Origin of the sequence: Streptantibioticus parmotrematis (genome assembly GCF_019890615.1) — a bacterium.
GTDB classification, from domain to species: domain Bacteria; phylum Actinomycetota; class Actinomycetes; order Streptomycetales; family Streptomycetaceae; genus Streptantibioticus_D; species Streptantibioticus_D parmotrematis.
Window position 1 is genome coordinate 52,467 of the sequence record NZ_JAINVZ010000026.1, and the last position, 23,425, is coordinate 75,891.

The window sequence follows — 23,425 nt, forward strand, 5'->3', positions numbered from 1 at the left end:
CGGGCCTGCCGCGGCCCGGCCCGGCCCCGCCCTCCACGCGTCACGCCGTGCGCGGGCCCGTGTAGTCCTGCGGGCGGTACAGCTCCACGCGGACGTCCGGGTCGAAGCCGGTCGTCGCGCCGACCCGGCGGGTGAACTCGGCGATCCCGGCGAGCTGTTCGGCGCCGAGCGAGAAGTCCAGCGTGGTGAAGTAGCGGCGCAGCACGTCCTGGTCGAACATCTCCCAGCGGGAGGCCTGCTCCGCGACCTTCTCCACCTCCTCCAGCGACAGGTCGCGGGAGGCGAGGAACGCCTTGTGCACCTCGTGGACCGCGCGGGGGCGCGTCGCCAGGAAGTCGCGGCGGGCGGCCCACACCGCGAAGACGAACGGCAGCCCGGTCCACTCCTTCCACATGGTGCCGAGGTCGTGGACGTGCAGGCCGAGCCGGGGCGCGTCGTGCAGGGAGGCGCGCAGCGCGGCGTCGCCGATCAGCACGGCGGCCTGCGCCTCCTGCATCATCAGCCCGAGGTCGGGCGGGCAGGTGTAGTAGTCGGGGCTGATCCCGTACCGCTCGGCCAGCATCAGCTGCGCGAGGCGGACCGAGGTGCGCGAGGTGGAACCGAGGGCGACCCGGGCCCCGTCCAGCTGGTCCAGCGGGACCTGGCTGACGATCACGCAGGACATCACCGGGCCGTCGCAGCCCACCGCGATGTCCGGCAGCGCGACGAGCTGGTCGGCGTTGCGGAGGAATTCCACGAGGGTGATCGGCGAGATGTCCAGGTCACCGTGGACCAGCCGTTCGCTGAGCTTCTCCGGCGTGTCCTTGGTCAACTCCAGGTCGAGGAGCGTCCCCGTCCGAGCGAGCCCCCAGTACAACGGCAGGCAGTTGAGGAACTGGATGTGGCCCACCCGGGGGCGGACGGGGCGGGGGTCGTCCAGCGATGCCTTGGCTGCAGAATTGTCCACATCAGGAGGCTAGACCCGGCCCCCTTCCGGAACGCGCAGGGGGCCGCCGAAAGCCCGGCGGTGCGCCGCCGGACAGACCGCCGCAGCTCGCCCCTTACCGGTGGTCATGCCTCTGAGCAGGGACGACGTGGAGTCGACACAAAGATCTTTGGGGCCTTCCGCAGGCCCGGCGCCCGTGCTACGCTCAGCGCAAGTTGCAGTTTGGTTTCCCTTGCAGTACAGAGCCTGCGGAGCTAACGCCGCAGGCTTTTGTAGTTTTCAGACTTCTTTGCAGGTTCTGGAGCAGGGCAACCCGTGGCCCAAGGAGGGCTTTATGGCTACCGGAACCGTGAAGTGGTTCAACGCTGAAAAGGGCTTTGGCTTCATCGCCCAGGACGGCGGGGGCCCCGACGTCTTCGTCCACTACTCCGCGATCAACGCCGCCGGCTTCCGTTCGCTCGAAGAGAACCAGCAGGTCACCTTCGACGTCACCCAGGGCCCGAAGGGCCCGCAGGCGGAGAACGTCACCCCGGCCTGAGCATTCCGGCCCGCCATGAGGCGGGCAGGGTTGTTGTCGCACGGATAGCAGTACCCAAGGAGCCCCGCGCCGAGCGCGGGGCTCCTGCCTTTCCGCCGGGGCCTGGCGGCCCCGGGGGCTTGAGGCGAGGCGGGCGCCGCCCGCCGCCCCGGCCCCCGACTCCCGCCGAGTGCTTCGTGTTCGGCTGCCGCGGAGCCGTCCCCCGCACCCCGGCAGGAGCCACCAGGACCAGCGAGCCCAGCGAAGCGTGAGCCACCAGGCTCGCCGATCGCCTCCCGGGCTCGGGCCGCCGGGCGGCCCTTCCGGTTCAGGGGCTGCCGAGCCCGGCGGGCCCTTCCGGCGGGTGCGGGCCGCCGGCCCGCCGAGCCTCGCCCGGGTCCCGGCGGCCCGCTAGGGCCGGTACAGCCCCTCCACCCGGTCCGCGTACGTGCGCAGCACCGCTGCTCGCTTCAGTTTCAGGGACGGGGTCAGGTGGCCGCTCATCTCCGTGAAGTCGACCGGGAGCACCGCGAAGCGGCGGATCGACTCGGCCCGGGAGACCGTGGAGTTGGCGTCGTCGACCGCCTGCTGGAGGTCGGCGCGCAGTTCCTCGTCCTCGATCAGCCGCGACAGCGGCAGGTCCTGCTTGCGCCGCATCCGCCGCCAGTGCGCGAGCCCGTCCGGGTCCAGGGTGATGAGCGCGGCGACGTACGGGCGGCCCTCGCCGACCACCATGCACTGGCTGACCAGCGGATGGGCGCGCAGGCGGTTCTCCAGGGGCGCCGGTGCGACGTTCTTGCCGCCCGCCGTGATGATGATCTCCTTCTTGCGGCCGGTGATGACCAGATAGCCCTCGTCGTCCAGCCGCCCGATGTCGCCGGTGGCGAACCAGCCGTCCGCCGAGGCGGGCCGCACGCCGCCGTCGGCCGACCAGTACCCGCCGAAGACCTGGGCGCCCGCCAGCAGCACCTCCCCGTCCGCCGCGATCCGCACCGCCGTGCCCGGCAGCGGGCGGCCCACGGTGCCCAGCCGGGGCGCCTGCGGCGGGGTGACGGTAGCCGCCGCCGTGGTCTCGGTGAGCCCGTAGCCCTCGAACACCTCGACGCCCGCGCCCCCGTAGAACGCGGCCAGCTCCCGGCCGAGCGGGGAGCCGCCGCAGATGACGTGGCGCACGTGCCCGCCGAGCGCCGCCCGCACCCGCCGGTAGACCAGCGGCTCGTACAGCGCGTGCGCGGCCCGCAGCGCGACCGAGCCGGTGCCGCCCGCGGCCAGCGCCTCCCCGTGCCGCCGGGCGACCCGCGCCGCGCGGTCGAAGGAGGAGGCCCGGCCCATCGACTCGGCGGTGGCCCGGGCGGTGTTGAAGACCTTCTCCAGCACGTAGGGGATCGCCAGCAGGAACGTCGGGCGGAAGCCGGCGAGGTCGGCGAGCAGGTCGTCGGTGGCGATGCTGGGCGCGTGCCCGAGCCGGACCCGGGCGCGCAGGCACCCGATCGCCACCATCCGCCCGAAGACGTGGCTGAGCGGCAGGAACAGCAGCGTGGACGCGGGCTCCTCGCTGCGCGCCTTGAAGACCGGGTGCAGCAGCTCGGTCGCGTTGTCGACCTCGGCGAAGAAGTTGCCGTGGGTCAGCACGCAGCCCTTGGGGCGGCCGGTGGTGCCGGAGGTGTAGATCAGGGTGGCGATGGTGTCCGGTGTCAGAGCGGCACGGCGCAGCCGCACGACCTCGTCGGGAATCCGCCGCCCGGCCGCGGTCAGTTGCGCCAGCGCCGCGGTGTCCAGCTGCCACAGCTCGCGCAACGCGGGCAGCTCGCCGCGGACCGAGGTGACCAGGCGAGCCTGCTCGACGTTCTCGACCGCGCAGGCCACCGCACCGGAGTCGGCGAGGATCCAGGCGGTCTGGGAGGCGGAGGAGGTCGGGTAGACGGGGACGGTGACGACGCCGGCCGCCCAGGCGGCGAAGTCCAGCAGCGTCCACTCGTACGTCGTCCTGGCCATGATCGCGATGCGGTCGCCGGGGCGCAGGCCGGTGGCGATCAGGCCCTTGGCGACGCCGAGGACCTCGTCGCGGAAGGTGGCGGCGGTGACGTCGTTCCAGCGGCCGGAGGTGTCCTTGCGGCTGAGCACCGCGTCTCCGGGTGCCTCGCGGGCGTTGTCGAACGGGATGTCGGCGAGGCTGCCGCGGGTGACGGCGGGCGCGACCGGCGCGGTGGCGGCCTGTACGACGCGGCCCGCGTGGCGGACCAACTCCGGTTCCGGGAGCGCGGGTTCGGCGCTCGCGGTCGCTGGCGGTACGCGGGACATCGGCGGCTCCCGTGGGGCTCGGCGACGCGGGAGGGACCGCCCGGTGCGGCCCGTCGCCCGGCGTCCCGTTTACCGCCGGTAACTTACTGCGGAGTAGGTCGCTCGCCAAGAGGCGCGGCGCGAACTTTCACCCGGCCCCCACGAACCCCGCCCCGCACCGACCCGGCGTGGCGGCGGCCCGCCCCACGAACCCCGCCGGGGTCCGCGCCGGCTCAGGCGCTCTGCGCGCGGGCCGCGTCGTCCGCCTCGTCCTCGTCGGCCGCCTTCGCCTGGTACGCGGCACGGGACCGCTCGACGCGGTCCGAGATCTGCACCGACGCCCGGTCGCGGGCGCCGCGCAGCAGCACGTAGCTCAGCGGCGCGGAGACCACCAGGGCCAGCAGCAGCACCCACAGCAGATTGGACTTGCCCAGACCGGCCGGGAGGATGTGCAGGTAGACCAGGCCCCAGATCACGCCGAAGCTGACCACGAACAGGCCGGCCCGCAGCGCGGTGTAGCGGAGCATGGCACTCGGCTTCCAGCTCACAGCGATTCCACTCTTTCGTTCCGGTATTGGGGGTACGTCACGTAGCCCGTCCAGTGAAGCACGCACCCTTACCGATCACGTCAGGGGGAGCCACATCATGACGTCGTCGCGCTCGTCGCCCGGGGCGACGCGGATCGCGGACGGCACCCGGCCGACCTCCTTGTACCCGGCGGCCTCGTAGAACCGCTCCAGGCCGAGCCCGCCCCGGCAGGTCAGCCGCAGCGCCTGAAGCCCCTGGTCGCGGGCGAACTCCCCGGCGGCGCGCAGCAGGCCGAGACCGAGGCCGCGGCCCTGGAGATCCGGGTCCACCATGACGGTGTAGAGCCAGCCCCAGTGGCCCATCAGACGGTGGGTGTTGAGGCTCAGGAACGCGGTGGCCACCGGCCGGTCCCCGTCGAAGCCGACGAGCGGCCGGACCCGGCCCTGCGCGATCTGCGGCAGGTACGCCTCCAGCGACGGGCGCACGTCCTCCGCGGTCACCGGCGGCACGAACCCGACCGCGCCGCCCGCGTTGCTGACCCGCGCCCACAACGCGACGAGCGCGTCGCACAGCGCGGGGGTGGGCTCGGGGTCACGACGAAAGGTAAGGGCCATACGGCCCAGGGAAGCATTACGCCTCCGGCGCGGGCAAACCCGTTCCGCACCGTGGACACGACCGCCCGCCGCGCGGGGCGCGCGGCGGGCGGTCGAAGAGGGAGGCGGGTGCGGGCCGGGTCAGAGGCGCATCGCCTGCGGGGTCTCGCGGCGGGCCGGGTCCGGGCCCTCGTACTCGCGGATGATCTCGTAGCGGGTGTTGCGCTCCATCGGGCGGAAGCCCGCGTCCCGGATCAGGTCCAGGATGTCGTCGCGGGTCAGCTTGTTCGGCGTGCCGAAGTCGTCCGCGTCGTGGGTGATCTTGTACTCGACCACCGAGCCGTCCATGTCGTCGGCGCCGTGGTTGAGCGCGAGCTGCGCGGTCGACAGCCCGTGCATCACCCAGAACACCTTCACGTGCGGCACGTTGTCGAACAGCAGCCGCGAGACCGCGAAGGTCTTCAGCGCCTCCGCGCCGGTCGCCATCGTGGTGCGCGCCTGGAGGGTGTTGCGGACCTTGCCGTCGGCCATGTCCACGAAGTCGTGCTGGTAGCGCAGCGGGATGAAGACCTGGAAGCCGCCGGTCTCGTCCTGGAGCTCCCGCAGCCGCAGCACGTGGTCCACGCGGTGCCGGGGCTCCTCGATGTGCCCGTACAGCATCGTGCACGGGGTCTTGAGACCCTTCTCGTGCGCGAGGCGGTGGATGCGGGACCAGTCCTCCCAGTGGGTGCGGTGGTCCACGATGTGCTGCCGGACCTCCCAGTCGAAGATCTCCGCGCCGCCGCCGGTCAGCGACTCCAGCCCCGCGTCGATCAGCTCGTCCAGGATCTCCGAGGCGGTCAGGCCCGAGATGGTCTCGAAGTGGTGGATCTCGGTCGCGGTGAACGCCTTCAGCGCCACCTGCGGCAGCGCCTCCTTCAGCGCCCGCAGCGACCGCGGGTAGTACCGCCACGGCAGCGTCGGGTGGAGGCCGTTGACGATGTGCAGCTCGGTCAGGCTCTCGTTCTCCATCGCCTTCGCCAGCCGCACCGCCTCCTCGATGCGCATGGTGTACGCGTCCTTCTCGCCCGGCTTGCGCTGGAACGAGCAGTACGCGCACGACGCGGTGCACACGTTGGTCATGTTGAGGTGGCGGTTGACGTTGAAGTGGACGACGTCGCCGTTCTTCTTCGTGCGCACGTGGTGGGCGAGGCCGCCCAGCCAGGCCAGGTCGTCGGACTCGTAGAGGGCGATCCCGTCCTCGCGGGTCAGCCGCTCCCCTGCGTAGACCTTCTCCTCCAGCTCGCGCTTGAGCCCCGCGTCCATCCGCCCTCCTTCGTCAACCGGGCCCGCACGGCTTTCGGCGCGGACCCCGACCGAGCCTACGCCTGCGGTTCGTCCGGAAGCTCCCCGACCCGGTTCTCCCACTTGGTGGACAGCACCACGGTGGTCCGGGTGCGTGCCACCCCGCGCAGACCGGACAGTCTGCGGATGGTGTGCTCCAGGCCGTCCACGTCGGCGACCCGGACCTTGAGCATGTAGGAGTCGTCACCGGCGATGAACCAGCAGTCCTCGATCTCCTCCAGGTCGTGCATCCGCCGTGCCACGTCCTCGTGGTCGGCGGCGTCGCTGAGCTGGATGCCGATCAGCGCGGTCGCCCCCAGGCCCAGGGCGGCCGGGGCCACGGTGGCGCGGTAGCCGGTGATCACCCCGGCCTGCTCCAGGCGGTTGATGCGATCGGTGACGCTCGGGCCGGACAGGCCCACGAGCCTGCCCAGCTCGGCGTAGGAGGCCCTGCCGTTCTCGCGCAGCGCCTGGATGAGCTGCCTGTCCACCGCGTCCATGTACTCGGGGCCTTCCAATCCTGCTGAAGTCGGGCGGGTTACGGATTGAATCTAAGGCACACGCCGTCAGGTGCTGACATCCGTGCCGCCGCCCAGCGTCCCGGTCCACCGGCGGTACAGCTCGTGCGGCACCCCGGCGGCGTCCAGCGCGCGGCCCGCCACGAAGTCCACCAGCTGCTGCGCGGTGACGGCGCCGGAGTAGAAGGCGGGGGACGCGGGCAGCACGACCGCGCCCGCCTCGTCGAGGGCGACCAGCTGGCGCAGCACCGGGCCGCCGAGCGGGGTCTCGCGCACCACGACGACCAGCGGGCGGCGCTCCTTCAGGGTGACGCTCGCGGTGCGCTGGAGCAGGTCCTTCGACAGCCCGAGCGCGACCCCGGCCACGCACGCCGTGCTCGCCGGGACGATCAGCATGCCCTTGGCCGGGTACGAGCCCGAGGAGGGACCGGCGGCCAGGTCGCCCGCGGGCCAGTACCGCACCCCGCCGCTTCCGCTCCCGCTCTCGCTTACGCCTTCGCCGAAGCTCCCGTCCGCGTCCTCGTACGCCTTCAGCTCGGCGGCGAACGCCTCCGGGTCGCCGTCCGCGCCGCGGGCCAGCCAGCGCCGCAGGTCCTCGCGCCAGTGCGCGTCACGGAACGGGCCGCCGGTCTCGTCCAGCAGCGTGAGCCGGGCCGCGCGGCTGACGACCAGGTCGACCGCCTCGCCCGCGCGCAGCAGGGCGCGCAGCACCGAGGCCGCGTACGGCGTGCCCGACGCGCCGGAGACGCCGACCACCCAGGGACGCCGCTCGCTCGGGCGGCCGTCGCGGGGGGCGCGGGGCGGGATCGCGTTCACGCGTCGAGCCTATCCGGGCGCCTCACGCGCCCAGGCCGCGCACCAGCAGGTCCAGCAGCGCGCAGACGAACAGCGCGATGCCGATGAAGCCGTTGACCGTGAAGAACGCCCGGTTCAGGCGGCTCAGGTCGTGCGGCTTGACGATGGAGTGCTCGTAGAGGAACGCCACCGCCACGATCGCCAGCCCGATCCACCAGAACACCCCGGCGCCGGTGAGCAGTCCGTACCAGACCAGCAGCCCGGTGGTGACCACGTGGGCTGCGCGGGCGCCGTACAGGGCGGCGGGGATGCCGAAGCGGGCCGGGACCGACTTCACGCCGTGCGCCCGGTCGGCGGCGACGTCCTGGCAGCCGAAGATCAGGTCGAAGCCGCCGATCCACACGCCGACCGCGAGACCCAGCACGACCGCGTCCCACGACCACTTGCCCGTCACCGCGAGCCACGCGCCGATCGGGCCCATGGCCTGCGCGACACCGAGGATGGCGTGCGGGAAGTTGGTGAACCGCTTGCCGTACGGATAGACCACCATCGGGATCACGGCGATCGGCGCCAGCGCCAGGCACAGCGGGTTGAGCAGGGCCGCGGCGCCCAGGAAGACCACGACGGCCACCAGCGCGCCGGTCCACGCCGAGCGCACCGACACCGCGCCGGTGACCAGCTCGCGCCCGGCGGTGCGGGGGTTGCGGGCGTCGATCTCGCGGTCGATGATCCGGTTCGCGGCCATGGCGAAGGTACGCAGGCCCACCATCGCGACGGTGACCAGCAGCAGTTGCCACCAGTGCACCGACGCGCTCTGGCGCTGCATGGCGGTGAGCGCGGCGATGTAGGCGAAGGGCAGCGCGAAGACCGAGTGCTCGATCATCACCAGGCGCAGGAAGGCCCGGATCCGGCCGGGCGGCGCGGGCTCCGGCGAGAACAGGTCGGAGGAGGCGGATTCGGCGCTCACAGGCCCGGACCATCCCCGCAGGCGCGGGGAGCAGCCCCGTGCCGCCCCGGCTCCATGAAGGACTGAGCGCTCACAGTCCGTACTCCTTCCAGCGTCGGGTCACCCGTTCGGCGACCTCCGGGTCGGACACCACCATCTCCGGCCAGCCGCCGTCGCGCGTGTACCCCTCCTCGGGCAGCTTGCGCGTGGCGTCGATGCCCGCCTTGCCGCCCCAGAACTGCTGGTACGACGCGTGGTCGAGATGGTCGACGGGACCTTCGACCACGGTGAGGTCGCGGGCGTAGTCGGTGTTGCCGAAGGCCCGCCAGGCGACCTCGTGGTAGTCGTGCACGTCGCAGTCGGCGTCCACCACGACGATCAGCTTGGTCAGCGACATCATGTGGGCGCCCCAGATGGCGTGCATCACCTTCTGGGCGTGCTTGGGGTACTTCTTGTCGATGGAGACGATCGCGCAGTTGTGGAAGCCGCCCGCCTCCGGCAGGTCGTAGTCCACGATGTCGGGGATGATCACCTTCAGCAGCGGCAGGAAGAACCGCTCGGTGGCCTTGCCCAGCGGCCCGTCCTCGGTCGGCGGGCGGCCCACCACGATGGACTGGAGCAGCGGGCGCCGCCGCGTCGTCACGCAGTCGATGGTGAGCGCGGGGAACGGCTCCTGCGGCGTGTAGAAGCCGGTGTGGTCGCCGAACGGCCCCTCCGGCAGTGTCTTCCCGGGCTCCAGCCAGCCCTCCAGCACCACCTCGGCGGCGGCCGGCACCTGGAGCGGCACGGTCACGCAGTCCACCATCTCGACCCGCTTGCCCTGCACGAACCCGGCGAACAGGTACTCGTCGATGTCGCCGGGCAGCGGCGCGGTGGCCGCGTAGGTGACGGCGGGCGGGCAGCCGAAGGCGATGGCGACCGGCAGGCGCTCCCCGCGCCGCAGGGCGGTCTGGTAGTGGTTGCGGCTGTCCTTGTGGATCTGCCAGTGCATGCCGATGGTGCGGCGGTCGTGGCGCTGGAGCCGGTACAGGCCCAGGTTGCGCACGCCGGACTCGGGGTCCTTGGTGTGGGTCAGGCCCAGGTTGAAGAACGAGCCGCCGTCTTCCGGCCAGGTGAACAGCGCGGGCAGCGCGTCCAGGTCGACGTCGTCGCCCTGGAGGACGACCTCCTGCACGGGTGCGTCCTTGACCTTCTTCGGCGGCACGTGCGTCATCCCGGCGAGCTTGCCGAACGCCTCGCGCACCCCGGTGAAGCCGTGCGGCAGTTCGGGTTTGAGCAGCCCGGCGATCTTGCCGCTGATGTCGTCGTACGAGGTCAGGCCCAGCGCCTTGAGCATCCGGCGGTCGGTGCCGAAGACGTTCATGGCCAGCGGCATGGAGGCGCCGCGCACGTTCTCGAACAGCAGCGCCGGGCCGCCGGCCTTGTTGACGCGGTCGACGATCTCGCCGACCTCCAGGTGGGGGTCGACCTCGGCCTTGACGCGCCGGAGGTCGCCGTCGCGCTCCAGCGCCCTCAGGAACGAGCGAAGATCGTCGTAAGCCATGCCCTCCAGTATCCGGTACGCACTACGCTGGATCCGTCATGGGTCCGGGTGCCGCGGGTAGGTGACCCGAACCCGTGGCGTACGCGGGGCGGAGCGGGACTGGGCTGAGCGGGACCGGGGGGACGGCGTCGGTATGGCAGGCGGCTCTTCTACCTTCCTGATGGCGGTGACCGTGTGGTCGGTCATGCTGCTGCTGGTGCTGGCCCTGTGGGTCTACACGTTCGTCGACTGCGTCAACACCCCCGAGGACCGGGTGCGCACCCTGCCCAAGGTGGTGTGGCTGGTGGTGATCGTGCTGTTCGGGATGGTGCCGTTGGCGTCGGCCGCGTGGTTCGCGGTGGGCCGCCCCGCGCGCCGGTCGCTGGAGGCCGACGCGTTCGCGGGCTGGCCGCCGCCCGAGGAGCGGTGGATCCCGCCGGACGACAACCCCGCGTTCCTGCGCTCCCTCGACGCGGCGAACCGCGCCCGCCGGGGCGACGACGGCGCCGACAGCGGCGAGGCACCGCAGGGCCAGGACTGAGCCTCCGGCACCCCAGACGTCAACCTCCGTCAACTCCCTTGCCACGTACGGGTGATGGCGTCGCAAGCGTTCCCCAGCAGTTGCGGAAGCGTTCACGCACTGCCTCCTCTCCTTGACGAGTACGCGCCAGCAGAGTCGTGAGCGGCCCGTACGGGTTCGCGACGACTCTCGATGACCGTCGATGACCGTCGATGACAGGGAGAGGGGATCACCCATGCCCGACATCACCCGGCGCAGACTTCTCGGTTCGGCGGCGGGCGCCGTCGGCGGCGCCGCGGCGCTGTCGCTGCTGCCGCCCAGCGTCCAGCAGGCGATCGCCGCCGGACCGCCCCGGCACGGCTCGCTGGACGACGTCGAACACGTCGTCCTGCTGATGCAGGAGAACCGCTCCTTCGACCATTACTTCGGCACCCTCAAGGGCGTGCGGGGCTTCGCCGACCCGGACGCCCTGACGCTGAGCACCGGCAGGTCCGTCTTCCACCAGCCGGACGCGGTCAACCCGGACGGCTACCTGCTGCCGTTCCACCTCGACACGAAGAAGACCTCCGCGCAGGCCATCCCGTCGACCTCGCACGCCTGGTCGGTGCAGCACCAGGCGTGGAACGGCGGCAAGATGGACAACTGGCTGCCCGCGCACCGCGCCGCCGACGGCGTCAACGGCCCGTACGTGATGGGCTACTACACGCGCGAGGACATCCCGTTCCAGTTCGCGCTGGCCGAGTCGTTCACCGTCTGCGACAACTACTTCTGCTCGATCATGGGCCCGACCTGGCCCAACCGGATGTACTGGATGACCGGCACGATCGACCCGAACGGGCAGCACGGCGGCCCGATCCTCAGCAACGTCGCCCCGACCGGCGGCTACACCTGGACCACGTACGCCGAGCGCCTCCAGGCGGCGGGCGTGAGCTGGAAGGTCTACCAGCAGACCGACAACTACGGCTGCAACATGCTGGCGAACTTCGCCCAGTTCCAGAACGCGAAGCCCGGCGACCCGCTCTACGACAACGGCATGACGTTCCAGCCGGAGGGCACCTTCGAGGACGACGCGCGCAACGACCGCCTGCCGACGGTGTCCTGGCTGATCTGCACCAGCACGCAGTCCGAGCACCCCGACTACCTGCCCGCGGCCGGGGCGGACTTCGTGGCCTCCAAGATCGAGGCGATCGCGTCCAACCCGGAGGTGTGGGCGAAGACCGCGTTCATCCTCAACTACGACGAGAACGACGGCCTGTTCGACCACGTGCCGCCGCCCACCCCGAAGCCCGGCACCGCCGACGAGTGGGTGCAGGGGCTGCCCATCGGCGGCGGCTTCCGGGTGCCGTGCGTCGTCATCTCACCGTGGACGGTGGGCGGCTGGGCCGCCGGTGAGGCCTTCGACCACACCTCCGTGCTGCGATTCCTGGAACGCGTCACGGGCGTGACGGAGCCCAACATCAGCCAGTGGCGCCGCCGCACCTTCGGCGACCTGACCTCCGCCTTCGGCTTCCGCCAGCCGGCGAGGCGCCCCCCGCACCTGCCGACGAACACCGCGGCCCAGCTGGCCGAGGCCGAGCAGGAGGTCGCGACCCTCCCCAAGCCCACCCTCCCCGGCGCCCAGCAGACCCCGCCCCACCAGGAACCGGGCAGGCGCAAGCGCCGCTGACGGCCGTCCGTCACGTACGGCGAAGGGGTCCGGGAGCCTGGCTCCCGGACCCCTTCGTCAGGCCGATGCCGCCGGGCTCACACGCCCGCGTAGGAGTGCTTGCCGACGATGAAGACGTTGACGCCGTAGTAGTTGAACAGGAAGCACGCGAAGCCGATCAGGGCCAGGTAGGCGGCCTTGCGGCCCTTCCATCCGGCGGTGGCGCGGGCGTGCAGGTAGCAGGCGTAGGCGACCCAGGTGATGAACGACCAGGTCTCGGTCGGGTCCCAGCCCCAGTAGCGGCCCCACGCGGACTCCGCCCAGATCGAGCCCGCCATGATCGTGAACGTCCACAGCGGGAAGACCGCCGCGTTGATCCGGTAGGCGAACTTGTCCAGCGTCGCCGCCGCGGGCAGCCGGGCCCACACCGACGCGAAGCGCCCGTTGGCGCGGCCCGCCGCGAGCGCCACCTCGTAGCGGTCGCGGAACAGGTAGAGGATCGTGGCGACCGCGCCCAGGTGGAAGATCGCGCCGCAGATGATGGCGCAGGAGACGTGGATCCACAGCCAGTACGAGTGCAGCGCGGGCACCAGCTGGTCGGAGGAGGTGTAGAGCACCGAGACCGCGAGGCCCAGGTCGAGCAGGACCGCGGTGACCAGGAACAGGCCGATCCACCGCACGCTGCGGCCCAGCGCCAGCAGCACCAGGTACGCGGCGACCGCGACCAGGCCCAGCGTGACCGAGAACTCGTACATGTTGCCCCACGGCGCCCGGTCCACCGACAGGCCGCGGAAGACCACGGCGCCGAAGTGGAGCGCGAACGCGAGCACGGTCAGCGAGATGGCGATCCGCCCGTACAGCTCGCCCTGCTCGTCGCCGCCGGCCGCGCCCTTGCCGTCCTCGATGCCGCGGTCGTCGCCACCGCGCGTGACGACCTTGGGGCGCTCCAGCACCGCCGTGCCGCCGCCGCGCTTGGTGACCTTGACGGCCGGGGCGCTCGTGCCGGACCCGGCGGGCAGCGCGGCGGAGGAACGGGCGACCTTGCTGCGGCTGCCGAACGTCCACTCCGCGATGTGGGCGAGGAAGGCCAGCGTGTAGACGGCCATGGCCGAATAGACCAGGTAATTGCTGAGGTTGGCGAACTGCTCGTTCACCCCGGCGGCGATGTCGATCACGCGTGCTCCTTGTCCGAGCTGTCCTCAGGGGCGGTGGTGGACGGCGATGCGGGTTCTTCGGGTACGGACGGCGCCTGGGCGTGCACCACGTCCACGAGGCGGGCGAGTTCCTCGGCGGCCTTGGGCGACTCGGTGCGGCCGAGCCCGGCCAGCTCCACCACCGTGCGCCCGTCCGCACCGGGCAGCGCCCGCACCCAGATGCGGCGGCGCTGGATGAACAGCGAGGCGGCCAGGCCCACGAGCATGGCGAGCGCGCTGCCGAGGGCCAGGTCGATGCCGGGCTGGTGGACGATCTCGAAGTCGGCCCACTGGCTGACGCCGTCGAGCGTGATCGAGCCGGCGCCGTTCGGCAGCTTGAGGGTGTCGCCGACGACCATCGGCATCTTCAGCGGCTGCCCGCCCACCGTGAACTGGTGCAGGTTCTTGCTGGCGGTGTCCAGCACGTAGACGTTCTGCGGCAGACCCGCGTCCATGCCGAGGTCGCCGTAGTACGCGGTCAGGAACAGCGTCGGGTTCTTCAGCGCGGGGAAGGTCGACTGCGGGCCCATGACCGGGTCGATGGTCGTGGTCGGGGTGAACAGGCCCGCGAAGCCCAGCTGCTCGGGCTTGCCCTTGCTGTCGACCGCGTCGGGGACCTTGATGACGCCCTGCGAGGTGAGGTTGCCGTCCTCCGGCAGGAACGGCACCGGGCCGCTGTAGGCGACGTTGCCCTTGCCGTCCTTGACGGTCACGTTCATCGCGTAGCCGTGGGACGTCAGGTAGATCTTGTTGCCCTCGATGTTCAGCGGGTCGTTGACGCGGATCCGGGTCTTGTGGTCCTTGTTGTCGGCGCCGAAGTAGGTGACGTCCGCGTAGAACGTGGTCGGGGTGCCCTTGGTCGGGCCCGAGGTCTGGTACGCGGCGTGGAAGTCGTCGAGCGTGAGGCCGAAGTGCGCCATGTCGTCGGGGTTGAACAGGGCGCCGTGGCTGAGGTCGTCGTACTGCGTCTGGTTGTTGGTGAAGCCGCCCGCGGGGCCGGGGACGACCAGCTTGGTGCCGTCGGACTTCCACAGCGTGCCCCAGGCGAACGCGATGAGCAGGCCGAACAGGGCGATGTGGAAGACGAGGTTGCCCGCCTCGCGCAGGTAGCCCTTCTCGGCGGCGAGCGATCCCTCGCCCGGCGCGACCCGGTAGCGGCGGCGGCGCAGCGTGCCGCGGGCGGCGGTCAGCACGTCGTCGGGGGCGGCGTCGGTGACCCAGGTCGCGTAGGCGGGCATCCGGTCGAGCTTGCGCGGCGCGCGCGGCGGGTTGCCGCGCAACTGGCCGATGAACTGCCAGCTGCGGGGCAGGATGCACCCGGCCAGCGAGACGAACAGCAGGATGTAGATCGCGGAGAACCACACCGAGCTGTAGACGTGGAAGAGGCCGAGCTTGGTGTAGACCGGCCCCAGGACGCTGTGGCTCTTGAGGAAGTCGGAGACCTTCACCGGGTTGGTGGAGGTCTGCGGGATGATCGAGCCGGGGATGGCGGCCAGCGACAGCAGGAACAGCAGGATCAGCGCGACCCGCATCGAGGTCAGCTGCCGCCAGAACCAGCGGGCCCAGCCGAGCACGCCGAGCCGCGGCCCGCCGGCCGGCCCGTCGCCGGAACCGCTCTCCGGCTCCGCCTCCTCGACCGGTGCGGTGCTCAGCGCCCGCGCGGCGGCGTCGGACGCGCCGCTGTCCGGCGCGTCGGTGTCAGTCGTGCTCATTGATCAGATCCCCACATTGAAGCCGTTGGACCAGATCTGCATCTGGTAGACGATCCGGTCCCAGCCCCCCGTCACCAGCAGGACGCCGACCGCGACGAGCATGCCGCCGCCGATCCGCATCACCCACGCATAGTGCCGTTTGACGAAGGCGAACGCGCCGAGCGCGCGCCGGAACGCTATCGCGGCGACGATGAACGGCACCCCGAGCCCGAAGCAGTACATCGCGGTGAGCAGCGCGCCGCGCCCGGCGCTGGCCTGGTTGGCGGACAGCGCCAGCGAGGCGGACAGCGTCGGGCCGAGGCACGGCGTCCAGCCCAGGCCGAACAGCACCCCGAGCACCGGGGCCCCGGCCAGGCCGACGGAGGGCCGCTTGTGCAGCCGGAACTCGCGCTGGAAGAGCCCCGGCACGACGCCCATGAAGGCGATGCCGAGCAGGATGGTGACGACGCCCAGGACGCGGGTGATCGGCTCCCGGTACTCCTGGAGGGTGTAGCCGAACGTGCCGAACAGCGCGCCGCCGGAGACGAAGACCGCGGTGAAGCCGAGCACGAACAGCGACGCGCCGGCCGCCATCCGCCCGCGCCGCGCGTCGCCGAGGTCGGCGCCGGACACCCCGGTGACGTACGACAGGTAGCCCGGCACCAGCGGCAGCACGCACGGGGAGAAGAACGACACCAGGCCGCCCAGCAGCGCCACCGGGATCGCCAGCAGCAGCGCCCCGGACAGCACCGTCTGGTTGGGGCCGGCGGCCCCGGCCAGCAGTGTCACGTCACTTCTCCGCGATGATCGGGTCGAGCGCCTTGTTCAGCTGGTCGGTGCTGAGCGCCTCCAGGGCGCGCACCGCGATCTTCCCGTGCCGGTCGATGATCAGCGTGGTCGGGATGGACTGCGGGGGGAGGCTGCCGTTGGGGAACTTCACCAGCAGCTTGCCCTCGGGGTCGTAGAAGCTCGGGTAGGTGATCCCGAAGCTGCGCTCGAAGCTCTTGGACTGCGCGGTGGAGTAGTCGCGGATGTTGATGCCGACGAACTGCACGCCCTTGGCCGCGTCCTGCTGCGAGACCTGGGCGAGGTTGGGCGCCTCGGCGCGGCACGGGTCGCACCACGATCCCCAGACGTTCAGGACGACGACCTTGCCCTTGAACCGGTCGAGGGACAGCTGCGTGCCGTCGACCGTGGTGCCGGAGATGTCCGGGGCGGTGGGGCGCTTGCCCTGCGGCACGGTGGTGATGACCTTGCTGCTCTGGACGAAGCTGGTGCCCGACGCGTTCGACGCGGACCCGCCCGAGGCGGCGCTGCACCCGGCCAGGGCGAGCACGAGGGCGGTGCCCGTGGCCAGCGCGGCGGCGGCGCGGTGTCGGGGGCGCGGATGCGGGACGCGCGGCAGACTCATGTGAAAAGTTTCGCATGGGGCTTCTGGCGCGTTTTAGCACCCCCCGGCAACGTCCGCCGCGCGCCGCTCACCAGCGCGAACGGCCCGCCGCGCGCCGCGATCGCGGCGGGCGGCGGGCCGTTCGGGGTGGCGGCGGTCACACGGCGCCCGGACCGCGCGTTCCGCACGTCACACGTTCCGGGCGGACGTCACACGTTCTTGGTGAACTCGCTCCAGCCCTCCGTGGGCTGCTGGCCGACCTCCAGGGTGCGCAGCTTGGCCAGCAGCCTCGGGTCCTGGGCGTCGAGCCAGTTGACGTACTGGTGGAACGAGACCATCCGGACGTCCTTGTCGCCCTGGGCGGAGATGTGCTTGAGGGCGTTCTCCACGGCGTCCATGTAGATGCCGCCGTTCCACTGCTCGAAGTGGTTGCCGATGTAGAAGGGCGCGCGGTTGGTCCGGTAGGCGCGTTCGAAGCCGGCGATGTAGGCGGCGGTGGCCTGGTCGCGCCAGCCGGGGTAGTTGGACGGGTCGGACTTGGTGGCCGCGTGGGACTGGTTGGCCAGCATGTTGTAGTCCATGGACAGGACCTCGAAGTCGTGCCCGGGGAACGGGATGGCCTGGAGCGGCAGGTCCCAGATGTCCTGCTTCTTCGAGGGCCAGATCTGCAGGCCGCCGGGCGAGCTGGCGTCGTAGCGGAAGCCCATCTTCTTGGCGGTCGGCAGCCACTGGTTCTGGCCGAGCAGGCACGGGGTGCGGCCGCCGATCAGTTCCTTGCGGTAGTCGAACGGCAGGGTCTCGACGTCGCTGAACCCGGTGTTGGTCTTCCACTGGGTGACGAAGTCGACCGCCTGCTGGATCTCGCTCTCCCACTGGGCGGAGGTCCAGTCGCCGACGGTGCCGGTGCCGTCGCAGAAGTGGCCGTTGAAGTGGGTGCCGATCTCGTGGCCCTCCAGCCAGGCGAGGCGCACCTGCTCCAGGGTCATCTTGATGTGCTCGTCCTTGAAGTACCCGATCGCCGAGGCGCCGACCGGGTTGTTCGGCGGGCGGTACAGGTGCTTCTTGGACTCGGGCAGGCAGTACAGGCCGGACAGGAAGAAGCTCATCTTCGCGTCGTGGTCCTGGGCGAGCTTGCGGAAGCGGGCGAAGAGCCCGTTGTCCAGCTCACCGGCGCCGTCCCAGGAGAAGATCACGAACTGCGGCGGGGTCTGGCCGGGCTCGAGACGCTCGGCCACCGGCTGGAACGGCTGGGCTCCGGTGTACGAGGTGGAGCCGTCGCCGATCGGGGTGCCGGCGGGCTGCGCCGGTCCGTTCGGGCGGCCGGCGGGTGGGCCGCCGGCCTTCGACTTCGACCCCCCGCCGGCCGAGCAGCCGGCCGCGGCACCCACGGCGGCGCCGGCTGTGAGTGCGAGCAAACCCCTTCGCGTCATCGAGCGCATGCTGTTCTCCGCCATCCGCGGTCGTTTCTTCCGGTCCACTGACGCCGTGTCACAGACCCGGGAATCCCATGTCCCACGGGACCCGGCTGACACAGCGGCGACTGTGGGCACCCTGTGAGGCGCACAACCCATTAGACGCGATGTTCGGTTTGGCGGTTCCTGGCAAACGGCTGAATTTATATGCTGATTGACTCCGACATACGCCATAAAGGGGACATTTTGTAACTAACCGTCAGCTAAGCCCCGAAGCTCTTCGATCCGCTGGGGGCGCTCTTCGCCTTGGCGCCCGCCAGCAGATGCGCCGGGACGAGATCGCGGGCGGGCTCGCTGTAGCCCACCGAGACGATCCGGTCGCCGCGGTAGGTGAAGCTGGTCAGGCTCGCCAGCGTGCACTGCCGCTTGCGCGGGTCGTGCCAGAGCCTGCGGCGCTCGACGAAGCTGCGCACCACCCAGATCGGCAGCTGGTGGCTGACGCAGACCGCCTCGTGGCCGCGCGCGGCGTCCTTGGCGGCGTCCAGCGCGGCGCTCATCCGCACCACCTGGTCCACGTACGGCTCGCCCCAGCTCGGGCGGAACGGGTTGGTCAGGTACTTCCAGTTCGCCGGCCTGCGCAGCGCGCCGTCGCCGACGCCGAAGGTCTTGCCCTGGAAGACGTTCTCCGCCTCGATCAACCGGCCGTCGGTGGCGACGTCCAGGCCGTGCGACGCGGCGATCGGCGCGGCGGTCTCCTGCGCCCGTTCCAGCGGGGAGGCGACGACGTACGTGATGTCACGGTCCGTCAGGTGCTCCGCGACGCGGTCGGCCATCTTCCGGCCCAGCTCGGAGAGGTGGTAGCCGTCGAGGCGGCCGTAGAGCACGCCGTCGGGGTTGTGGACCTCGCCGTGCCGCATCAGATGGACGACGGTGATCTCCTGGTCGCGGTCGGTCATCGCCGCTCCCCCTCCTGGTCGACGTCGGCGGCCTGTCCGGCCTGCGCGGCTTGTCCGGCCTGCGCGGCGGCGCGGGCGGCGGCCGGCAGCGCGGCGGCGATCCGCTCGACGGCGGCGGTGTCGTGGGCGGCCGAGACGAACCACGACTCGAACGCGGACGGCGGCAGGTAGACGCCCTGCGACAGCATCGAGTGGAAGAACGCGGTGTAGCGGTGCGCCTCCTGCGTCTTCGCCTCGGCGTAGTCGGTGACCGGCGCGTCGGTGAAGAAGACGGAGAACATGGTCCCCGCGCGCTGCACGCGGTGCGCCACGCCCTCCTTGGCCAGCGCCTCGGTGATCGCGCCGGTGACGTCGTCGGCCACCCGGTCCAGGTGCGCGTAGACCGCGTCGTCCAGCAGCCGCAGTTGCGCCACGCCCGCCGCGGTGGCCACCGGGTTACCGGAGAGCGTGCCCGCCTGGTAGACCGGCCCGGCCGGGGCCAGCTTCTCCATCACGTCGGCCCGGCCGCCGAAGGCCGCCGCCGGGAAGCCGCCGCCCATCACCTTGCCGAAGGTCATCAGGTCAGGCGTGACGCCGTCGATCCCGTACCAGCCGGACTTGGAGACCCGGAAGCCGGTCATCACCTCGTCGGAGACGTACAACGCGCCGTTGGTACGGCACAAATCAGCCAATCCCTGGTTGAATCCGGGGAGCGGCGGGACGACGCCCATGTTGCCCGGCGAGGCCTCGGTGATGACGCAGGCGATCTGGCCCGGGTTGGCCTCGAACGCGGCCCGCACGGCGTCCAGGTCGTTGTACGGCAGCACGATCGTGTCGCCCGCCTGGGCACCGGTGACGCCGGGGGTGTCGGGCAGCGCGAAGGTGGCGACACCGGAACCGGCGGCGGCCAGCAGCGCGTCTACGTGACCGTGGTAACAACCGGCGAACTTGATCACCTTGGCCCGCCCGGTGAACCCGCGCGCCAGCCGGATCGCGGACATCGTCGCCTCGGTCCCCGAGGACACCAGCCGCACCCGCTCCACGGGCGCCACCCTGGCCACGATCTCCTCCGCCAGCTCGACCTCGCCCTGTCCGGGCGTGCCGAACGACGTGCCGCGCGCCACGGCGGCGAGCACCGCCTCGGTCACCCGGGGGTGGGCGTGGCCGAGGATCATCGGGCCCCACGAGCACACCAGGTCGACGTACTCCCGGCCGTCCGCGTCGGTCAGGTACGGACCGGTACCGGACACCATGAACCGGGGCGTTCCGCCCACGGCGCCGAAGGCACGGACCGGAGAGTTCACGCCACCCGGCGTCACCGCGGCGGCCCGGTCGAAGAGGGTCTGAGAAACTGGGGCTTCGTACTCGTACGGATTGGTCACGTACCCATCGTCTCAGAGCGCCGCGGCGTTCCCCCGGGGCGGGCGGTACGGGACGGAATTCACGTGATCAGGTCTCGACCCTGTATCGCCGGACATCTGAGACGATGATCGGGTTGCGCGGTTGGGCTTGCGAATGGTCGGGTAGTGAAATGCAGCCAGGTGGCGAACTGGGCGAAGGGGCGGGTGACCGCGGCCCCGAGCGCGCCCGCCCCACCGGCAGGAGGCGCCGGCCGTCCGGCAGTGAGCGTCCGCGAGCCGCGGAGGGTGGAAGCAGGGGTGGCCGAGTGGGGGTGACCTACAAGTACTTCGGCGCGCCCGACGGCGCCACCGCGGCCCGGGTGCCGATCTCCATGCGCCCCGAGGAACTCGGCGGCGACGAACTCGGCAACGGCATGTTCACGAAGGTCAAGCCGGAAACGATGTCGGCGATGGTCCTCACCGGCATCGAGGGCATCCCGCTGGCCAAGGTCCCCCCGCTCGAACTCGTCGTCCTCCACCCCGACTACGCGGTCGTCAAGCTCCCGGTCAACGTGGTGGAACCACTGCGCAAGGCGGGCGAGGAGGAGTTGGGCGCCGCCGCGTTCATCTGGTCCACGGTCCCCGACCGCCGCGGCCCGCGCGACGCGTTCGTCATCTACCAGATGCTCCACGAATGGCAGGACTTCGCCCACCGCCTCCACGAGGCGGGCCACCAGCTGTACTGCCTGGTCTGGCCGTAGCCCCACCAACTCGCGCCATGTCCGTTGCGGGGGCGCGGGGTTGATCGCGCCCTCCCCCGTCCGATCGTGAACGCCGCGACCGTCCGATCGTGAACGCCGCGACCGCGGGCGGTCGTTGTGCTGGGGACTGCCCGCGGTCGTGGTGGTGCTGGGGTCGCTGCGATCGTGGTTCCGGTGTCAGCGGATGGTGACCGTCGCCGTCGCCGAGGTGCGCTCGACGACGGGGTGGCGGTCGGTCCTGCTCTTCTGGCCGTAGAGCACCGCGTGGTACTCCTGGGCGCCCTTGTGCGCCGCCTTGACGTGCGCGGTGACCGACGCGTCGGAGCCCGTGGCGACCAGCGGACTGCAGGACACCTGGTGCCACGCGTGGTTGCCGGTGCGGCTCTGCAGGCAGGCGCGCAGGTAGCTCGCGCTGTCGTCGTCGCCGTGCGCGCTGACCGTGTAGGTCTGGCCGACCTTCGCGGTGTGCGGCGCGGTGAACGCGAGGTCACCCTTGGCGAACGCCGGTACGGCGGCCGCGGTCACCGCGGCCAGGCCCAGCGCGCCGACGACGGCCAGCCGGCCGCCCCGGACCCTCATCCCGGTCTTCTTCGTCCTGGTCATGGACGTTCCCTCCCGTGGGCCCCTTCCCGTTCGGTGTGAGGCCCACTTGTTCGTGCGGGCGCCCCGTGCGCCCCACCGACCCACCAGACCGGTTTGCCGTGCGCCTGGTTGCGCGCCCCCCGCGCGCTGTTACGAATTCACAACAAAGCAGCCGACCCCGCGCGAATCCACCATTGTGGATACGGGAGTCGACTTCCGGAGTATTCCGTCGGCCGTCAACCCAGCTGGTTGCGGCGGGCGTTGAGATGGTTGGGCGTCGCGGCCGGGCGCTCCTTGTGCACGAACGCGCGGCGCAGCGCGTGGTACGGCGCGTCCGGGTCGGTGAACGTCGCGCGCATCCGCCGCAGTTCCTCGGCGCGGTACGCGCTGAGCGGCCGCCGCGCCTCGTCGCGTTCGCGCAGCGCCTTCTTCTCGCCGACCCGCCGCTGGGTGTGCGGGGCGGTCGCCAGGCGGGACGCGAGGTGGGCCACCGTGCCGGGGAAGGACTCGGGGGTGGTGTGCAGGACGCGGTCGACCAGGCCGATGTCGTGCGCCCGCGCGCAGGAGACCGGCAGCGCGTCGTCCATCAGCCGCTGGGCCCGTTCCGCGCCGACCCTGCGCGGCAGGGTGTACGTCCACAACTCCGAGCCGTACAGCCCCATCAGCCGGTAGTGCGGGTTGAGGACCGCGCCCGCCCTGCACCACACCTCGTCGGCGGCGAGCGCCAGCATCGCGCCGCCCGCCGCCGCGTTGCCGCCGAGCGCGGCGACGGTGAGCCGGTCGGTGGTGGTCAGCACCGCCTCGGCCAGGTCGTCGATGGCGTTGATGTTGCGCCAGGACTCCTCGGCCGGGTCGTCGGCGGCCTCGATGACGTTCAGGTGGATGCCGTTGGAGAAGAAGTCCCGGGCGCCGCCGAGCACCAGCACCGCGGTGGGCCGCGTCAGCGCGTGGCGGTAGGCGGCCAGCAGGCGGCGGCACTGGCCGGTGCTCATCGCGCCGCCGGGGAACGAGAACGTGAGCACGCCCGCCGCGCCGTACTCGCGGTAGCGGATCTCCGACCAGGTGCGGCGGTGCGCGGGCAGTGCGAGCGGCACGTGCGAGTCCGGCACGCCGCGCGGCAGCCGGTCGCCGAGCGCCAGGACGGCGGGGAGCTTGAAGGTGGCGGGCCCGCCGGGCGCGCGGCGCGGGCGCAGCTGCGGGATCCACACCGCGCCGTCCACCGTGGCCCGGCACAGCGCCCCGGCCCGCACCGCCAGCATGTCGCCGGGGACGCCGGACAGGCCGTCCTCGACGTGGCCGCCGTGCAGGTACCACTCGCCGCCGAGGAAGTCGTCGAGCACGCCGGGGTGCGAGTCCGCGGCGCGCAGCTTGCGCAGCACGGTCGCGGTGTCGTCGCGCGACCAGTCGATCCGGCGGTCGTCCTGCCCGCAGTACGGGCGGGCGCGCACGGCGTCCGGCGGCTGCGGGACGGGGGTGTACGTGCCCGACGCGAAGCGGTCGACGGCCAGCGTGACGGCCTCCAGGGCGGCGTCGGCCACCTCGTTGCGGTACGTGTCGCTCTTGCCGGCGTCCGGCGGCAGCGGGCACGGCACGCTCGCCCACACCTCGCCCGCGTCCATCTCGCCGACCGCCCGCAGCACGGTGACGCCCCACGCGGCGGCGCCCTCGGTGATCGCCCAGTCCAGCGAGGACGGCCCCCGGTCGCCCACCGGGCCGGGGTGGACGATCATGCAGGGGCGCCGCGACCACACCTCGGACGGGATCGCGGTCTTCAGCATCGGCGCGACGATCAGGTCGGGGTCGTGCGCGCGGACCGCCTCGGCCAGCGGCCCGACCGCCAGTTCCACGCGGACGCGGTGACCGCGGTCGCCGAGCTCGGCGAAGACGCGTTGGGTCAGGCTGTTGAAGGCGCTGGCGACCAGCAGGATGTCCACGGCACGCACTCCCGTCCGTACGGCGACGCGCCGGACGCGGGCGCCGACCACCCGAGCGAGGATGGGCCATCGGAC

Annotated in this window: 21 protein-coding genes and 1 pseudogene; 4 read left to right on the plus strand and 18 right to left on the minus strand. The window is 71.7% G+C overall.

Annotated elements, in window-relative coordinates:
- Window positions 1-40: 40 nt before the first annotated feature.
- Entirely contained in the window at window positions 41-946 is a 906-nt protein-coding gene (locus K7472_RS27630; RefSeq protein WP_222981302.1) for a menaquinone biosynthetic enzyme MqnA/MqnD family protein, read from the minus strand.
- A 313-nt stretch (window positions 947-1,259) separates the two neighbouring features.
- Here K7472_RS27630 and K7472_RS27635 point away from each other — a divergent pair, with 313 nt between their 5' ends.
- Window positions 1,260-1,463: a cold-shock protein gene (locus tag K7472_RS27635; RefSeq protein WP_030067036.1), complete on the plus strand. Its 204-nt coding sequence runs from the start codon at window positions 1,260-1,262 to the stop codon at window positions 1,461-1,463.
- A 390-nt stretch (window positions 1,464-1,853) separates the two neighbouring features.
- On the opposite strand, the gene K7472_RS27640 is transcribed toward K7472_RS27635, so the two are convergent.
- The 8 genes and pseudogenes from K7472_RS27640 to K7472_RS27675 form a co-directional block, all read right to left on the minus strand.
- The gene (locus K7472_RS27640; protein ID WP_222981303.1) at window positions 1,854-3,743 is read right to left on the minus strand and encodes an AMP-dependent synthetase/ligase; all 1,890 of its coding nucleotides are present in this window, start codon (window positions 3,741-3,743) and stop codon (window positions 1,854-1,856) included.
- Window positions 3,744-3,955: 212 nt separating this feature from the next.
- The gene (locus K7472_RS27645; RefSeq protein WP_372458102.1) at window positions 3,956-4,270 is read right to left on the minus strand and encodes a DUF4229 domain-containing protein; all 315 of its coding nucleotides are present in this window, start codon (window positions 4,268-4,270) and stop codon (window positions 3,956-3,958) included.
- A gap of 75 nt (window positions 4,271-4,345) precedes the next feature.
- A pseudogene (locus K7472_RS27650) lies at window positions 4,346-4,882 on the minus strand (GNAT family N-acetyltransferase); the annotation flags it as partial.
- 102 nt (window positions 4,883-4,984) lie between these two features.
- Window positions 4,985-6,148 carry an aminofutalosine synthase MqnE gene (mqnE, locus tag K7472_RS27655; RefSeq protein WP_222981304.1) on the minus strand — a complete coding sequence of 388 codons (1,164 nt, stop codon included), beginning with the start codon at window positions 6,146-6,148 and terminating at the stop codon, window positions 4,985-4,987.
- A gap of 56 nt (window positions 6,149-6,204) precedes the next feature.
- Window positions 6,205-6,666: an Lrp/AsnC family transcriptional regulator gene (locus K7472_RS27660; protein ID WP_222981305.1), complete on the minus strand. Its 462-nt coding sequence runs from the start codon at window positions 6,664-6,666 to the stop codon at window positions 6,205-6,207.
- A 66-nt stretch (window positions 6,667-6,732) separates the two neighbouring features.
- Window positions 6,733-7,500: a UbiX family flavin prenyltransferase gene (locus K7472_RS27665; protein ID WP_308014118.1), complete on the minus strand. Its 768-nt coding sequence runs from the start codon at window positions 7,498-7,500 to the stop codon at window positions 6,733-6,735.
- A gap of 22 nt (window positions 7,501-7,522) precedes the next feature.
- Complete coding sequence (gene mqnP, locus K7472_RS27670; protein ID WP_222981306.1) at window positions 7,523-8,446, minus strand: menaquinone biosynthesis prenyltransferase MqnP; 924 nt, start codon at window positions 8,444-8,446, stop codon at window positions 7,523-7,525.
- A 70-nt stretch (window positions 8,447-8,516) separates the two neighbouring features.
- Window positions 8,517-9,968: a menaquinone biosynthesis decarboxylase gene (locus K7472_RS27675; RefSeq protein WP_222981307.1), complete on the minus strand. Its 1,452-nt coding sequence runs from the start codon at window positions 9,966-9,968 to the stop codon at window positions 8,517-8,519.
- Window positions 9,969-10,128: 160 nt separating this feature from the next.
- Between K7472_RS27675 and K7472_RS27680 the strand changes: the two genes are divergently transcribed.
- Both K7472_RS27680 and K7472_RS27685 read left to right on the plus strand, forming a co-directional pair.
- The gene (locus K7472_RS27680; RefSeq protein ID WP_252396342.1) at window positions 10,129-10,488 is read left to right on the plus strand and encodes a PLDc N-terminal domain-containing protein; all 360 of its coding nucleotides are present in this window, start codon (window positions 10,129-10,131) and stop codon (window positions 10,486-10,488) included.
- 214 nt (window positions 10,489-10,702) lie between these two features.
- A complete protein-coding gene (locus K7472_RS27685) occupies window positions 10,703-12,133 on the plus strand; it encodes an alkaline phosphatase family protein (RefSeq protein ID WP_222981308.1) in 1,431 nt (476 codons plus the stop codon).
- Window positions 12,134-12,210: 77 nt separating this feature from the next.
- Here K7472_RS27685 and ccsB read toward each other — a convergent pair whose 3' ends face one another.
- From ccsB to hemL, 7 genes are all read right to left on the minus strand, one after another.
- Window positions 12,211-13,284, minus strand: coding sequence for a c-type cytochrome biogenesis protein CcsB (ccsB, locus tag K7472_RS27690; protein ID WP_222981332.1), 1,074 nt, complete (start codon window positions 13,282-13,284; stop codon window positions 12,211-12,213).
- Window positions 13,284-15,017, minus strand: coding sequence for a cytochrome c biogenesis protein ResB (gene resB / locus K7472_RS27695; RefSeq protein ID WP_222981309.1), 1,734 nt, complete (start codon window positions 15,015-15,017; stop codon window positions 13,284-13,286). Before resB ends, ccsB begins: the two co-directional genes overlap by 1 nt.
- A 3-nt stretch (window positions 15,018-15,020) precedes the next feature.
- The gene (locus tag K7472_RS27700) at window positions 15,021-15,785 is read right to left on the minus strand and encodes a cytochrome c biogenesis CcdA family protein (RefSeq protein WP_308014119.1); all 765 of its coding nucleotides are present in this window, start codon (window positions 15,783-15,785) and stop codon (window positions 15,021-15,023) included.
- A 1-nt stretch (window position 15,786) separates the two neighbouring features.
- Window positions 15,787-16,407, minus strand: a complete 621-nt coding sequence (locus K7472_RS27705; RefSeq protein WP_222981310.1) for a TlpA family protein disulfide reductase — start codon at window positions 16,405-16,407, stop codon at window positions 15,787-15,789.
- A gap of 188 nt (window positions 16,408-16,595) precedes the next feature.
- Complete coding sequence (locus tag K7472_RS27710) at window positions 16,596-17,825, minus strand: polysaccharide deacetylase family protein (protein ID WP_222981334.1); 1,230 nt, start codon at window positions 17,823-17,825, stop codon at window positions 16,596-16,598.
- Window positions 17,826-18,061: 236 nt separating this feature from the next.
- Window positions 18,062-18,754, minus strand: a complete 693-nt coding sequence (locus tag K7472_RS27715; RefSeq protein WP_222981311.1) for a histidine phosphatase family protein — start codon at window positions 18,752-18,754, stop codon at window positions 18,062-18,064.
- Window positions 18,751-20,115, minus strand: coding sequence for a glutamate-1-semialdehyde 2,1-aminomutase (gene hemL / locus K7472_RS27720; protein ID WP_222981312.1), 1,365 nt, complete (start codon window positions 20,113-20,115; stop codon window positions 18,751-18,753). Before hemL ends, K7472_RS27715 begins: the two co-directional genes overlap by 4 nt.
- A 149-nt stretch (window positions 20,116-20,264) precedes the next feature.
- On the opposite strand from hemL, the gene K7472_RS27725 reads away from it, so the two are divergent.
- Window positions 20,265-20,834: a hypothetical protein gene (locus K7472_RS27725; protein ID WP_222981313.1), complete on the plus strand. Its 570-nt coding sequence runs from the start codon at window positions 20,265-20,267 to the stop codon at window positions 20,832-20,834.
- Between the two features lie 177 nt (window positions 20,835-21,011).
- Here K7472_RS27725 and K7472_RS27730 read toward each other — a convergent pair whose 3' ends face one another.
- Both K7472_RS27730 and K7472_RS27735 read right to left on the minus strand, forming a co-directional pair.
- On the minus strand, window positions 21,012-21,437 hold the full coding sequence (locus K7472_RS27730) for a hypothetical protein (RefSeq protein ID WP_222981314.1): 426 nt from the start codon (window positions 21,435-21,437) through the stop codon (window positions 21,012-21,014).
- Window positions 21,438-21,652: 215 nt separating this feature from the next.
- The gene (locus K7472_RS27735) at window positions 21,653-23,350 is read right to left on the minus strand and encodes an enoyl-CoA hydratase-related protein (RefSeq protein ID WP_222981315.1); all 1,698 of its coding nucleotides are present in this window, start codon (window positions 23,348-23,350) and stop codon (window positions 21,653-21,655) included.
- Window positions 23,351-23,425: the final 75 nt, after the last annotated feature.

Bases quoted from the DNA above. Each gene is read 5' to 3' on its own strand.
- K7472_RS27635 (WP_030067036.1), top strand. From the start codon at position 1,260: ATGGCTACCGGAACCGTGAAGTGGTTCAACGCTGAAAAGGGCTTTGGC.
- K7472_RS27640 (WP_222981303.1), bottom strand. From the start codon at position 3,743: ATGTCCCGCGTACCGCCAGCGACCGCGAGCGCCGAACCCGCGCTCCCG.
- mqnE (WP_222981304.1), bottom strand. From the start codon at position 6,148: ATGGACGCGGGGCTCAAGCGCGAGCTGGAGGAGAAGGTCTACGCAGGG.
- K7472_RS27660 (WP_222981305.1), bottom strand. From the start codon at position 6,666: ATGGACGCGGTGGACAGGCAGCTCATCCAGGCGCTGCGCGAGAACGGC.
- K7472_RS27675 (WP_222981307.1), bottom strand. From the start codon at position 9,968: ATGGCTTACGACGATCTTCGCTCGTTCCTGAGGGCGCTGGAGCGCGAC.
- K7472_RS27680 (WP_252396342.1), top strand. From the start codon at position 10,129: ATGGCGGTGACCGTGTGGTCGGTCATGCTGCTGCTGGTGCTGGCCCTG.
- K7472_RS27685 (WP_222981308.1), top strand. From the start codon at position 10,703: ATGCCCGACATCACCCGGCGCAGACTTCTCGGTTCGGCGGCGGGCGCC.
- resB (WP_222981309.1), bottom strand. From the start codon at position 15,017: ATGAGCACGACTGACACCGACGCGCCGGACAGCGGCGCGTCCGACGCC.
- K7472_RS27705 (WP_222981310.1), bottom strand. From the start codon at position 16,407: ATGAGTCTGCCGCGCGTCCCGCATCCGCGCCCCCGACACCGCGCCGCC.
- K7472_RS27710 (WP_222981334.1), bottom strand. From the start codon at position 17,825: ATGCGCTCGATGACGCGAAGGGGTTTGCTCGCACTCACAGCCGGCGCC.
- K7472_RS27715 (WP_222981311.1), bottom strand. From the start codon at position 18,754: ATGACCGACCGCGACCAGGAGATCACCGTCGTCCATCTGATGCGGCAC.
- K7472_RS27725 (WP_222981313.1), top strand. From the start codon at position 20,265: ATGCAGCCAGGTGGCGAACTGGGCGAAGGGGCGGGTGACCGCGGCCCC.
- K7472_RS27730 (WP_222981314.1), bottom strand. From the start codon at position 21,437: ATGACCAGGACGAAGAAGACCGGGATGAGGGTCCGGGGCGGCCGGCTG.